Below are 14007 nucleotides of genomic sequence, written 5' to 3'. Positions count from 1 at the left end.
TGTCGGGGTGTGAATTGTCAAAAGTTTCTATTGTAATTGGTTTTACGCCCTATCATGCTTACGCAAGTCGTCAAATTATTGATTCACTAGAGGGTGAGGTTTACTGCTGCTTTAGTAAGTTGTGGCCTGAGACGCAGAGGAGATATAAGCGATCTTTTCATACAGGACGAGGTGGTAAACTATCAAATTTTATAATGTTTTTCATTTTTTCTTTTAAAGTTAAATGGTATTTGTTGACTAAGAAAGATATTGATGTGTATATGCCTCACCCGGCAAACATTTTTACGAATTATCTTTTCTTTGTCCAAAGAAATGGCAAGAGGTGTTTTATATATGAGGACGGGCTACTGAATTATTATGATGCTGAGCTTGTATATGAGCCTGTATCATTGACTAAAAGAGTGTTCGCCCTGTTTTGTCTTCACCCTTATAAGAAGTATGCTGGACATCTAGCAGGTTATGATGCTGGCTCATATGACGGGGCATTCTTGTCTATGCCCGAACTAGCTGTACGTAAAGAAAGCTTAGGACGACTTTGGCGCTTGGAGTTTGTGGCCCCTCAGCTTAATTATGATGAAAAAATAATCCTCTTTCTGGATCAAAATACGAATGGTCGAATGACAGAGTCTGAACGTTTTCAATGTTTGGAGAAGATGTACTTACAGTATCCCCCAGCAGAGTACAAATATTACTATAAGCCGCATCATGACTTTAATGAGGGTGTAATTCCGGGAATGACTAAGCTTGATGCTGAGAGTGCTGAAATCCCAGCGGAAATGTTAGTTATGACCTTGAGACCTAAGCGTGTAATGAGTTTCTATAGCTCAGCATTGATCAATATAAAGCGTTGTCACTCGGAGATAGAATCTATATCTATTGCCGGGAATAAAGTCGATCTTATAGTTTCGGGTGAGAAAATTTTTTTAGATGACTTTTTTAAGAGATTTGATATCAAGTGTTTATGATTTGGATCGGGATGTATATATAAATGAACGTGGGGGTGGTTGGGAGTCATCAAATCAATATTCTATCAAAATTTTTTTTGATGCTTCTTGTTGTCTCTTGGTTTGCTATAGGTCTTATCTTTAGTGATTTTCATTTCTTGGAGGAGCTGGGGTGGTTATCTATAGCTTCTCTATTTTTTTATATTGTGCTTATGGCGTGTGCGTTATCTTCAGAAAAAAATTACTGGAGAATTGCACCATTTATTGTTTTCTTCACTCCTAATGCAATCAATGACATATTTCCATCATTGCCAATCTCGATAGATGCCGATTCGCCTCAATTCTCTTTCTTTACTCATATTGACATTTTTTTAATGGCGGGCGTCATTGCATACTGCGATTTTTCAAGGTCCTCAAGATTAGTCTTTTGGGGGCTTTTAGTGTCGGTGGTAGGAATTTATGCGCTTGTATTGTTATCGGCAATTTATTCCGGGTACGGTGGTACGGCTCTTATAGGAGGGTTCCAGCTAAGATATTTGATTTTGATGATGTTTATTTTCAATTTTTCGAATGTAACTTCCTATAATAAAGAATTCTTTCAATCGTTGATCTTTGTCGGCTTGGCTGTAATAGTTGAGGCGGCTGTATTTAGTTGGTTGCGTGGTCATGATCGATTGACAAGCGGGAATTATGGTACTAACGCATTTGGCCATTTTATGGCAGCTATATTTGTCCTTTCCCTGCAGAGAGATAGTTTTTATAAAAGGTTTTATTCTTTATTTTCTCTATTTGCTTTTTTATTGGCTATTTATTTTTCTGCTACACGATTCTCGTTAGTCGCCACATTTTTGGCCGTGTTTATAATGTTTATTGTTAAATACAATCGAATCGATATTTTTGTGGCATTCGTTCTTTTGGGCGCTGTTGCTGGTTTTGGGCTTCTCGGCTATACCTCAGCTGGACAGAGCGTCGTTAATGGGGTGAGGTTGGTTTTTGAGTCAGGGTATGATCCTGGTTATATATCTATTACGCCTGATTCATCTTCGATGGTCACTCGAATAATCTTGTGGTCTTCAACCATATCTATGTTCTTAGATAATTTCTGGTTAGGTGTTGGTGGGGGTAATTGGGCGTATTTGAAGTATGACTATGGAGTGCCCTTCGACTCGGTATTCGATCCACACCAAGATATGCTCAATTATTTTGTGTCTTATGGGGTAATATTGGGTGGAGGGATGTTCATGCTAATCTACATCAACCCTCTCGTACGGGCAGTCCGTTCTCATAAATTGTCTAATGAACAGTGGCGATGTTTTTCAGTTTTATTGGTTTTTCTTATTTGCGGATTGACGAATGCTGTGAGTTGGAAGCATCAGCTCTCAGTTTTGATCTTTTATTGTTCGCTTTCTCTGTATTATTTAAAGTCAGGAAATGTAGATGTCAGATCGTAAGCATCTAATTATTTTAGGAATCCGAGGATTGCCTGCTTGCCATGGTGGATTTGAGTCGTTTGCTGAAAATCTATCTTTGTATTTAGTAGGGAAAGGATGGGATGTAACTGTCTACTGCCAGCAGGATGGAAGTGGTCCCATAACTAAAAGCTTATGGTCGGGTGTTAATTTAATTAATATTCCTGTAAAAGCACAGGGGGTGCTTGGCACGATTCTCTTTGATTTGAAAGCTTCCTTCCACGCACTATCTCATGACGGTATTGTATTGACTCTTGGCTATAATACTGCTGTTTTCAATGTTGTTCAGCGTATAAAAGGCCAAGTAAATATCATCAATATGGACGGTATTGAGTGGCGTCGAGATAAGTGGGGGGCTGTTGCCAAAACTTGGTTTTGGATAAATGAACGAATCGGTTGCTGGGTCGGAAATCACTTGGTTGCTGATCATCCACAAATTAAAAACCATTTGGCGACTCGGGTACGTAGCAGCAAGATTACTATGATCCCCTATGGTGGTGCAGAAGTATGCAATGCCGAGGTTGAACCTTTACAAACATATGGCCTCACTCCTGGGAAGTTCTCAGTAATTATTGCACGCCCTGAACCTGAAAACTCTATTCTAGAGATAGTGAGTGCTTTTAGTAAGCGTGTACGAGGACATACGCTAGTCGTTCTAGGTAATTTTCAGCCTGAATCCAATCACTTTCACCGTGCTGTAATGAAGGTTGCTAGTGACGAAGTGGTTTTTCCCGGTGCCATATATGATTCTCGAGTTGTCGAAGCGCTCCGATTTTATTGCCGATTTTATTTGCACGGCCACCGTGTTGGTGGCACAAATCCTTCTTTAGTTGAAGCGCTTGGTGCCGGTTGTGCTGTTATTGCACAAGACAATTCTTTTAATCGCTGGGTTGCTGGTGAAAGCGCATCATATTTTGCAGACGAGTCTGACTGTGCTGGTTTGTTCGACCGTCTAATCGATGATGGTTTTGATATCTCCACTATGAAGTCTGGGAGTTTACAGCGATTTCATGAGCGTTTTACTTGGCCCGAAGTTTTGGGCGAGTACGAGCAGCTTTTGTGCCAATGGCATCCTAAGCTATAAGAACCCGTTTCCCTGTAGGGTATCGCTGATCGTATGTATCTCGCTAGGTGCCTCACTTTTCTTGAGTGCGTTCTTGGTGAGAGTCATTTTATGGTAGCTGTCCCCCATTGTGTGATTCAGTACCAATTCGAGCCAGAAAATGGTGTGCGTCTTTATTTTGCTTATTTTTTGAGAAAAAGTCGTTGCGTGTGTTCCTAGGCTCGAGAAAATCTTCGTTGCCTGCTATGGTTGTTTTTTAATAATCTCTCGTTATGGTTTACTTTGTTTAGTAGGGAGTACCGCAGAAGACTATGCTGTTCAATCGACCTTACCAGCCTACATTTGCTGAACGTTATCCTGTTGCGGTTCTGGCGGCGGTTTTTGATTTTCTGCTTGTTATTGGTTCTGGATATCTATCTTTTTATTGCCGCTTTCAGACTTTTGAAATGGATGTTCGTTATACCTTGGCGAATTTCTCTTTTGCATTACTTGTCATATTGAGTTTGTTGCTCTGTGGTAGCTACCGCTCCTGGCGAGGGCGTTCGTTCCTTCGTCAGCTTGCTACATTGAACCTTGGCTGGCTGACTGCGGCAGGTTTTGCTTTTGCTTTGGCATTCTTCTTTAAGATTTCAGGTGTCTATTCCCGAAAGTGGTTTTTTCTAATGCTGGGAGTCGGGTTTGCTACTTGTGTATTGGTGAGGGCAATATTTTTCCACGTATTGCGTGCTTTACGCTTAAGCGGCCATAACCTAAAAGGGGTTGTTTTAGTTGAGATCGATTCTGATGCTTCTAATTTGAATGTTGCTGAGAGCTCATTGCGAGAATATGGCTATCAAGTTTCTGCAAGGTTAAAGTACGATTCTGATAATGTTTGGTTGAATAAAATTGTTGAGATTGTAAACAGCAGTCGCGCACATGAAGTTTGGTTGTGTTTGCCACTTTCTGCAGGTTCTGCTATTAAGGCTGTGCTTTATGAGTTGCGTCATCATACAGTCGAAATACGCTTTATCCCTGAATGGGGTGATATCCCACTTTTAAATCATCGCATCAGCAGTATAGCTGGACTATACTCCCTAGATTTAAGTTGTACTCCTATGGAGGGGGCTTCACGCTTTATCAAGAGGAGCGAAGATCTAGTTATAGGGGGATTGATTTCGATCCTTATTATTCCTGTATGCTTACTAATTTGTGTAGCAATTAAAGTTACCTCCCCTGGGCCGGTAGTGTTTAAGCAGTACCGTACGGGGATTAATGGCAAACGCTTTAAAGTGTATAAATTTCGTTCAATGGTTGTCCACGACGAGTCATCCGGCACAGTTACTCAAGCAACCAAAGGAGATGCCCGGGTAACCAAGGTCGGGGCATTTCTTCGGCGTACTAGTCTCGACGAGCTACCTCAATTTTTTAATGTTTTACAAGGTCGAATGTCTATTGTGGGGCCTCGTCCGCATGCGCTAGCTCACAACGAGTATTATAAGGATCTGGTAGAGTCATATATGCAGCGTCACAAGGTTAAACCTGGTATTACAGGCTGGGCACAGGTGAATGGGTACCGCGGAGAGACGGATACCTTAGATAAGATGAAAAAGCGTGTAGAGTATGATTTGTGGTATATCGATAATTGGTCACTAGGTCTTGATCTAAAGATTATAGTTAAGACGGTGTATAAAGGGTTCGTTGGTAGTAATGCGTATTGATGTTGCTGAATCTCGATGATTGGTATTGCTAGGTAGTCTGGTTTGATGACTTATTTTTTTCGACGGCAGCGTGGGGGTCTAGGTGAAGGAGCTTTCTCTTACTTATTTTTATTAGTCTGTCTGGGTATTTTTATTCAAATATCGGGACTGCTTTTTAATCAAGATGGTAGTAAGTATGCTACTCAGCTTTACTTTTCTCTTTTTATACCGTCTCTTTTTCTTTTGGTTGTCAGGAAATTTGATTTCTTAGTTTCTTGTCAGTTGTCCTTCATCTTGTTTTTTCTTTTGCTTTCTTGGGTTTTTTTAGTTGGTGCCTTACATGAAGGGTCTGTTCGGGATGCGTGGTACTGGCTAAAAGTTGTACTTTTGATTCTTCTTTATGTATATGCTGTCAGCGTTGCAAGCCAAAGCTTAACTGGTTTTAAAATTCTTGTGGGCTGTGTGTTTTTCGTTTCTGCCTTATTTGCTTGGCTAACACTGTTCAATCAATATGGTGTTTTAGATAGGCCTCTAGTTTATCCAGCTGTGCGCAGCTACAGGCTTTTTGAGCTCGGCTGGGGCGGTCTTGCTGATCTTAGGCACCCTGTTGTTGCAGGCCTTTATTACGGTATTTTTATAGTTTTGGCTTGTTGGCTTTTCGTTTGCTTTCCATTACGTACCTGGCAGATTATAAGTTTGGTTGTCTGCGTACTTGGTGTCGCTCTTTATGTAATGTTCACCTTTTCACGTGGTGCATGGTTTTCTGTAATTTTAAGTGCTTTAACTTTGTTAATTATTTCGTTCAATAGAAAATCTCAGCTCTTATTGATTTTAGGGGGACTGGCTGGGGCTGTTTTTATATATCTATATTGGTCGGTTTTTTTGGCTGAGTATACTGTCGGCTTAAGTAATAGGGATCATATCTGGGATAATTGGTTTCACCACTTGAATGCGTTCTGGATATATGGAGCAGGTGCTGGTGCGGAGTTGTTCTACCGATTTTCCAATGGTTTTGAAGTCGTTCACGCTCACAGTCTCTACCTGCAACTCTGGTATGAATACGGCATCGTCGGCATCAGCTTATTTGTTGCGCTGTTGCTGAGTTTGTTGTGGAAAGGCTGGCAGTGCCGTGAGCAGCCGATCGCCCTACTAGGCTTGGCATTGCTGGTTTTTGCGATGGTGGCAATGATTTCTGATGTCTATGCAGTGTTTCACCGGCCTAGCCCTTATTGGGTCATATTCTGGTTCCCTGTAGGGATCCTGTTGGGTGTCCAGCGCAAGCCTGCTACTTCCTTAGGCTGATTACGATGTGTTTGTGTAATTGCAATTACACAAACACATTTAAAACTTCGCATACGCACTTTCTAAAACAGGGCGCTTAGGTGGGAATCGGGCGTGGATTTCTTCCATTGGTTGCGGCTTACTGAACAGGTAGCCCTGTACCTGATCGCAGGACAATTCCACCAACAAGCTCAGTTGAGCGTTTGTCTCAACACCTTCGGCTACGGTTTTCATGTTCAGTGCGTGGGCCATGCTGATGATGGCTCTGACAATTTCCCTATCCTGTGGCGACTCTGTTATTTCCTTGATGAAAGAGCGGTCAATTTTTAGTACATCCAAGGGTAATCGACGTAGATACGTCAGTGATGAGTAGCCGGTTCCGAAGTCGTCCAGGGCGATGCTCACGCCTTGTCTTTTGATAGATTCGAGTTGATTTTTGACACAACGGATATTGCTCAGCAGAGTACTTTCTGTTACTTCAATCTCCAGTCTCTCGGCCAACAAGTTATTGCCCTGAAGTGCGTCGCTGATGCTTTCGGAGAGCAGGTTGTGGGTGAGGTTTATTGCTGAGCAGTTAACTGCGATCTTAGTGTTTCGATAGCCTTGATCAAGCATGATTGCGAGGTCTTTGCAGGCCTGTTGCATAACCCATTTATCCAGGAGTTCTACAAATCCATTAGCTTCTGCAATCCCTATAAAACGCTCTGGTGTCAGTAAGCCAAGACGGGGATGTTGCCAGCGGATTAGCGCTTCTAGTCGGGTTACTTCGCCACTGGATAGGTCGATTATGGGTTGATAGTAGAGCTTTAGGTCTTTATCCAGTTGTAGGGCCTGGCGCAGATCTTCTTCCAGTTGCAGTTCGATGGAAGCTTTTTCTGTGAGGTGCTGCTTAAACACATGGATGGTATTACGTCCGTCAGCCTTGGCCTGATAAAGCGCCAAGTCTGCATGTTTGATGAGTTCTTCTACGGTAACGCCGTCTTGCGGAAAGCGGCTGATGCCAATACTGGTGGTCATCACCATTTTGCGTTCGCCCAAGTTGATCGGTTCTTTCATTTTTTCCAGTATGCGATTGGCGAGCGGCAGAAGGGCATCATCGCTATCGATGCTGGTCACAATGCAGAATTCATCTCCTCCGAGGCGGGAAACAATATCGCGCTCACGCAAGGAGCTGCGGATGCGCTGCGCAACGATGCGTAGGAGTTCGTCACCGGCATCGTGGCCGAGGGTGTCGTTGACTCGTTTGAAATGGTCGACGTCGAGGAACATCACTGCCAGGTTGCGTCCTGAAATGGTGTGTTCCTCTATCGCGGCATTGAATACGCGGTTGAACCCGCGTCGGTTGAGTTGCTCTGTGAGGGGGTCGAAGTGGGCGATCTGTTCAAGTGAAGCCTGAGCTTGATCAAGTTGGTGCAACAGGATGTTTACCCTTTGCAGGTCTTGTTCTTTCTCTTCCAGTTTTCTACTGGCCCAAGCTGCTGCAAGGCTCAGGCTCAGAATTAGGAAGGTGATTGACGCAATGATCAGCCCCAGCTGAACGCTGTTATCGGCGCTGCGCAGTTGCAGAGGAGTATTATCCGGGACTACTAAGTACAACCCGCTCATGCCGGTGTAATGCATTGAGCAGATAGCCGCGCCCATAACCATGGCTGCTGAATATTTCAGCCAGGTGACGTTACGTTTCTCTCCATCACGAAAGTATTCGGCGAGCTTGAGCGCCGCATAGCTAGCACTGATAGCGACGAGGATTGAAAGGGCAAACAATCCTGGATGGTGATAGGTCTTGGCCACTGATTGCATGGCCGTCATTCCACTGTAGTGCATGGCAGAAATGCCCACGCCAATCAGTACTGCCGCGAGAATCTGCTGGAGCATGCGCGGGGCTTGCATGGTCATGTAGTGCATGGCGATCAGTGAGGCTGTCAGGGCCACCAGAAATGAAAAAAGCGTGACGCTCAGGTCGTAATGAATGGAAACCGGGGCTTTGAAAGCGAGCATGCCGATAAAGTGCATGGTCCAAATACCGCCTGCCAGGCATATGGCTCCCAGCACTGTCCATACCCGTTTCATTATTGTGTTGGCGGTTCTACTGGCCTGTTTTGCGATTGTTAGGGTGATGTGGCTGCCGAATACCGCAATCAGGTAGGAAAGTAAGACCAACCACAGGGTATGGCTGCAGGTGAGAACCACATAGTGGTCAAGCGGCAGCTCAGATAAAAATTGGACTGGGAACCACTGCATGAGACCTGGCCTTGCTTAACAAAGGATTACGTTTAGTGAAGCACAGGTTTCTATTCATGCTTGAGCGTGCAAAGTCATAGATCGACCTTTCTGATCCAGAGCATTTTTTTGTTGATCATGAGCTTACAGGTCGACTGCCTATTGGTTTGAGGGGGCTGTAAATGCTGCGCTGGCGTATTACGCAGCAAGCGGCTGCACTATTATTGCTGCCAGGCTGGGGGCTGAAGGTTCATCAGGTGGGCGGATAGGAATATGGCGTGGCTAGGGAGCAGCTCTTTCATTAACCGATATAACGCAGGCGAATAGTCGCTGACAACGGCGGCTCTTGCTTCTAGATTGCACCTCAAGGTGCTGTGTAATGTTCGGCACTGATTGCGTGTGCTGACAACAAGAGAGATAAACCATGCACCAGCCTCAACAAGCGTCCAATGCCTGGCGCGTCTTGCTCCTTCTTTTTTTGGCTAACCTATTCAATTTTTTTGACCGGACGATTCCTGCGATTCTGGGCGAGCCCATTCGGTTGGAATGGAATCTCAACGATTTCCAAATCGGGCTTATGGGCACAGCCTTCACTTTGGTTTACGCAATTGCGGGTATTCCCCTAGGGCGAATGGCCGATACAGGCTCGCGTCGCAAAATAATGGGGTTGGGCTTAACGGTTTGGAGTGGGCTGACTGCTCTCAATGGGCTTGCTTGGAGCTATTGGAGCTTTTTGCTTATGCGCATGGGAATTGGCATCGGTGAGGCGAGTTATGCGCCTGCGGCTAATTCATTAATCGGTGATTTATTTCCGGCGAATAAGCGCGCCCGAGCTATGGGCATATTCATGCTTGGATTGCCGGTGGGGTTACTGCTGGCGTATTTCACCATCGGCGCAATGGTTGAAGCCTTTGGCAGCTGGCGCGCGCCATTCTTTATTGCTGCGGTCCCTGGACTGATCTTGGCTGTGTTCATCTTTTTAATTAAAGAGCCGCAGCGTGGCGCAGCTGAACAGATGCAGGCCAAGGCTGAAGTCGTCGAAAAACCGATGCGTAAAGTGCTGTCGATTCGGACTTTCTGGTGGTTAGTCGTGGCGGGGCTGGCATTCAACTTCGCAACCTACGCCAACAACTCCTTTATGGTGCCTATGTTGCAGCGTTACTTCTTTTTGTCCTTACAAGACGCGGCCGTTGCAACAGGGGTCATTGTCGGTGTTACAGGGCTGATCGGACTGACGTTGGGTGGATGGCTTGCCGATAAAATCCACCAGCGTTGGGCGCGTGGACGCTTATTGTTTGCGACCGGCAGCTTACTGGTCGCTGCTGCAGCAACCGGTCTTGCATTGTGGGCCGGCCGGATAGACATTTCGCTTTTCGTGGCAATATTCAGTGTAGGTTGGCTGTTTTCCTACAACTTCTACACCTGTGTGTACACTGCGATTCAAGATGTAGTTGAGCCTCGTCTGCGTGGCACGGCGATGGCATTGTTCTTTGCCGGGTTGTATCTGCTCGGTGGCGGTTTAGGGCCTGTGGTTGTAGGAGGACTTTCGGACTACTTTGCCAACGCTGCTATGGTGGCGGCAGGTGCAGTAGAGATGACGGAAGCTTTTAGGGCTGTTGGCTTGCACGACGCATTGTATATGGTGCCGGTCGCGATGTTGCTGACGATGGTGGCGCTCTTCATGGCCTCCCGCAATTTCGTGGCTGATTCCGAAGCCATGCAGCGTGGGCTTGCTGGGGAGTGATGCCCGTGCACTCACCGTGTGCATCGACAGTGGCTGTGGAGCTGTTTGTGCGGGTGTTTGGCGTACGGTTTGAAGTGTTAGCTAGGAGGGTGAGCTGCAATTTCAAACCGTAATGGCGCTATGCTCGGCGGTACTTCCGAGTGGTTATTCGGCGTGGATGTCCCTGTGGCGTGTCTCACGGAGAAATAGCAGCGCGCATATAAGGCTCGCGCCGGTTATTAGCACTGGGTACCACAAACCGTAGTAAATATCGCCTGTGTAAACTACCAGCGCGAAGGAGATCGTCGGCAGAAGCCCACCAAACCAACCATTACCGATGTGGTAAGGCAGTGACAGTGAGGTGTAGCGGATGCGTGTTGGAAACAGTTCAACCATCATGGCCGCGAGCGGGCCATAGCAAAGGCAGGCAATCAGCAATAGGGCGACCATGATGACAACCACCATGGTGTGGTCGAGTTGGGATGAGTCAGCTTCAGCGGGATAGCCAGCCTGTTTCAGTGCTGCGCTCAGAGCTTCGCCATCAAGCCCTGTAATGCTGTGCGAACCCACTTTTACCACCAGCGTACTGCCAGGTTCACTGGCTAGGGTCTGATAAGGAATGCCGCCTTTGGCCAGCTGTGCTTTGGTCAGGTCGCACGGTGTGTCGAAGCGCGCCTTGCCCACCGGATCAAATTGAAATGTGCAGGTTGCAGGATCCGCAATCACAGTGACAGGGGCTTGCCTTGAGGCTGCATCAATTTGAGGGTTGGCGTAGTGAGTCAGCGCCTTGAACAGCGGGAAATACAACAGGGTTGCGAGCAGTAGCCCGGCAACAATGACCGGTTTTCGGCCGATTCGGTCAGACAACCAGCCGCTGACAATAAAGAACGGTGCTCCGATAACGATGGCAATGATCAGCAGGTTGTTGGCCAGACCGGCGTCCACTTTTAGCACTTGGGTCAGAAAGAACAGGACATAGAACTGGGCTGTATAAAAGGTTACAGCCTGACCGGCGTTGATGCTGAACAGAGCAGTTAGTACCACTTTCAGATTGTTCCAGCGGGTAAAGGATTCCCGCAGCGGGGCTTTACTGCATTTGCCCTCGTTTTTCATTTTCACAAAGGCCGGGGATTCGTGCATTGAGAGGCGGATCCAGGTGGAAATCCCCAGCAGTACGATCGACAACAGGAACGGTAGACGCCAGCCCCAGACCTCGAAGTCGTCACCAGTCAGATAACGACATACACCAATCACCAGTAATGACAGCAGTAGTCCGGCACTCGCTGTTGACTGTATCCAGCTGGTGTAACTGCCGCGTTTATTAGCGGGAGCATGCTCAGCTACATAGGTGGCAGCACCGCCGTATTCACCACCCAATGCCAGCCCTTGCAGCATGCGCAGGGCCACCAGCATGACCGGCGCTGCCACGCCAATGCTGGCGTAAGAGGGCAGCAGGCCGACGCAGAAGGTTGACAGGCCCATCAGTACGATAGTGGCGAGAAAGGTATGCTTACGCCCGATCATGTCACCCAGACGGCCAAACACCAGCGCACCGAACGGTCGCACCAGAAAGCCGGCGGCAAACGCCAGTAAAGCAAAGATAAACGCAGTTGTGTCATTGACCCCGGCAAAGAACTGCTTGCTGATGATCGCGGCCAGGGCACCGTAGAGAAAGAAGTCGTACCACTCGAAAACCGTACCCAGTGACGAGGCCAAGATCACTTTGCGTTCTTCATGCCGGGATACCTGAGTAGATGCGCAGGTCGGGTTCTTTGCAGATAGGCTCATTGAGCGTTCTCCTGCCCTTGTGGGGCTTCAGTTTTTTATTATTCGGTATCGACCTCCTGGCCGTACGGCACCGGTTGCATGCATCTACCGCAGAATTAAGACCACGCGGTGGATGCAAATTGGGTTGAGTTCAGGGTGGAGCTAAGGTTCAGGCGCTCGCTGTCGGCCAAGATCATGCGGGCGGCTTTCTCCGCGATCATCAGCACCGGCGAGCAGGTATTGCCAGAGGTGATGGTGGGCATGATTGACGCATCGACAACCCGCAGACCGGGGATGCCGTGGACACGCAGGCGACTGTCAACTACGGCTGTGGAGTCTTCGCCCATGCGGCAGGTGCCGACTGGATGAAAAATGGTGGTGCCAATTTCTGCTGCGGCTTGCCTCAGATCATCTTCACTCTGGTATTCCAGACCTGGCTTGTATTCCAACGGGCGATAAGGGCACAGGGCTGGGGCTGAGACGATGCGACGGGTCAGGCGGATGGCATCGGCTGCCACTTGCAAATCCTGCGGGTGGCTCAGGTAATTGGGCTGGATGATGGGCTTGTCATCCATATCGGCCGAGCGAATCTGTACGCTGCCGCGACTGAGCGGACGCAAATCGCAAACGGACGCAGTAAAGGCTGGAAAGTTGTGCAGCGGCTCGCCGAAACGCTCAAGCGACAAGGGTTGTACGTGGTATTCGAGATTCGCGCTGGTCTGTTGCGGATCAGACTTAGCAAACGCGCCGAGTTGGCTGGGGGCCATGGATAAAGGCCCGCTGCGCTTGAACAGGTATTGCAAGCCCATGCCCATCTTGCCCCAGACACTGGCGGCGATCTTGTTTAGTGAAGGTGCGCCGCTAAAGCGATAAATCAGGCGCAGTTGCAGGTGATCCTGCAGGTTGGCGCCTACGCTTTCGAGCGCATGTCGAACAGCAATGCCGTGCTTTTGCAGCAGGCGCTGCGGGCCAATGCCCGAGCGTTGCAGTAGTGTGGGGGAGCCAATTGCACCGGCACAGAGGATGACTTCCCTGCGCGCCAGTACCTGCTTGTGCTCACCTTGATGACGTAGCAACACACCGCTCGCACGGCCGTTTTCGAGGAGGATGCGTTCAACCTGAGCGTCCGTCAGTACGCTTAGGTTGGGGCGGTGGGTCACAGGATGGAGAAAGGCTTTAGAGGCATTCCAGCGAACGCCGGAGCGCTGATTGACTTCAAAGTAGCTGCAGCCCTCGTTATCTCCGCCGTTGAAGTCCTCAATCCGGGCGATCCCGGTTTGCGCGGCGGCACTGCGGAAGGCCTGCAGAATCTCCCAAGACAAACGCTGGCGTTCCACCCGCCACTCGCCGCCGCTGCCATGCAGCTCGGAGGCACCGGCATAGTGATCTTCAACCGCTTTGAAAAGTGGCAACACGTCGTTCCAGGCCCAACCTGGATTGCCTTGTGCGGCCCAGCTGTCGTAGTCCCGGGCCTGGCCGCGCATGTAAATCATGCCGTTGATTGAGGAGCAACCGCCGAGAACGCGACCGCGCGGATATTTGAGAGCGCGGCCCGCCAAGCCTGGCACCTGTTCAGTATCAAAGCACCAGTCAGTGCGCGGGTTGCCAATGCAGTAGAGGTAGCCGACCGGAATATGGATCCAGGGATAGTTGTCCTTGCCACCGGCTTCGAGCAGCAGGACGCGTTTGCTCGGGTCTGCAGACAGGCGGTTGGCAAGCAGGCAGCCGGCTGGGCCTGCGCCGACGATGATGTAGTCCCAGGAATCCTGTGACATTGCGCACCTCATTGCTTCTTATTGTTGTCTGATGCTTGAGGCTAATCGTTCATTCGCGTTAAAAAAACGATCATTTTTGACCATTGGTT

At 48.0% G+C, this 14007-nt stretch carries 9 protein-coding genes; 6 read left to right on the top strand and 3 right to left on the bottom strand.

Annotation, left to right across the window (positions count from 1 at the left end; translation table 11 throughout):
- The first annotated feature begins 14 nt into the window (after window positions 1–14).
- The 5 genes from AO726_RS02345 (at window position 15) to AO726_RS02325 (ending at window position 6454) form a co-directional block, all read left to right on the top strand.
- Window positions 15–965, top strand: coding sequence for a polysialyltransferase family glycosyltransferase (locus tag AO726_RS02345; protein WP_152987215.1), 951 nt, complete (start codon window positions 15–17; stop codon window positions 963–965).
- A gap of 23 nt (window positions 966–988) precedes the next feature.
- Complete coding sequence (locus AO726_RS02340; RefSeq protein WP_058066435.1) at window positions 989–2395, top strand: O-antigen ligase family protein; 1407 nt, start codon at window positions 989–991, stop codon at window positions 2393–2395.
- A complete protein-coding gene (locus AO726_RS20845; RefSeq protein WP_082629028.1) occupies window positions 2382–3497 on the top strand; it encodes a DUF1972 domain-containing protein in 1116 nt (371 codons plus the stop codon). The genes AO726_RS02340 and AO726_RS20845 overlap by 14 nt, the downstream gene beginning before the upstream one ends.
- A gap of 290 nt (window positions 3498–3787) precedes the next feature.
- On the top strand, window positions 3788–5173 hold the full coding sequence (locus AO726_RS02330) for an undecaprenyl-phosphate glucose phosphotransferase (RefSeq protein ID WP_058066433.1): 1386 nt from the start codon (window positions 3788–3790) through the stop codon (window positions 5171–5173).
- Between the two features lie 45 nt (window positions 5174–5218).
- On the top strand, window positions 5219–6454 hold the full coding sequence (locus tag AO726_RS02325) for an O-antigen ligase family protein (protein WP_058066432.1): 1236 nt from the start codon (window positions 5219–5221) through the stop codon (window positions 6452–6454).
- A 39-nt stretch (window positions 6455–6493) separates the two neighbouring features.
- Here AO726_RS02325 and AO726_RS02320 read toward each other — a convergent pair whose 3' ends face one another.
- On the bottom strand, window positions 6494–8674 hold the full coding sequence (locus AO726_RS02320; protein WP_058066431.1) for a putative bifunctional diguanylate cyclase/phosphodiesterase: 2181 nt from the start codon (window positions 8672–8674) through the stop codon (window positions 6494–6496).
- 403 nt (window positions 8675–9077) lie between these two features.
- Between AO726_RS02320 and AO726_RS02315 the strand changes: the two genes are divergently transcribed.
- On the top strand, window positions 9078–10397 hold the full coding sequence (locus AO726_RS02315) for a spinster family MFS transporter (protein ID WP_058066430.1): 1320 nt from the start codon (window positions 9078–9080) through the stop codon (window positions 10395–10397).
- Between the two features lie 144 nt (window positions 10398–10541).
- Here the strand turns inward: AO726_RS02315 and AO726_RS02310 are convergent, their stop codons facing one another.
- The gene (locus tag AO726_RS02310; protein ID WP_058066429.1) at window positions 10542–12164 is read right to left on the bottom strand and encodes an MFS transporter; all 1623 of its coding nucleotides are present in this window, start codon (window positions 12162–12164) and stop codon (window positions 10542–10544) included.
- A 95-nt stretch (window positions 12165–12259) separates the two neighbouring features.
- Window positions 12260–13918: a GMC family oxidoreductase gene (locus AO726_RS02305; RefSeq protein ID WP_058066428.1), complete on the bottom strand. Its 1659-nt coding sequence runs from the start codon at window positions 13916–13918 to the stop codon at window positions 12260–12262.
- Window positions 13919–14007 lie beyond the last annotated feature (89 nt).

The organism is Pseudomonas sp. TTU2014-080ASC, assembly GCF_001446935.1.
In the GTDB taxonomy this organism is placed as follows: domain Bacteria; phylum Pseudomonadota; class Gammaproteobacteria; order Pseudomonadales; family Pseudomonadaceae; genus Aquipseudomonas.
This window is presented reverse-complemented; position numbering and strand designations above follow the sequence as displayed.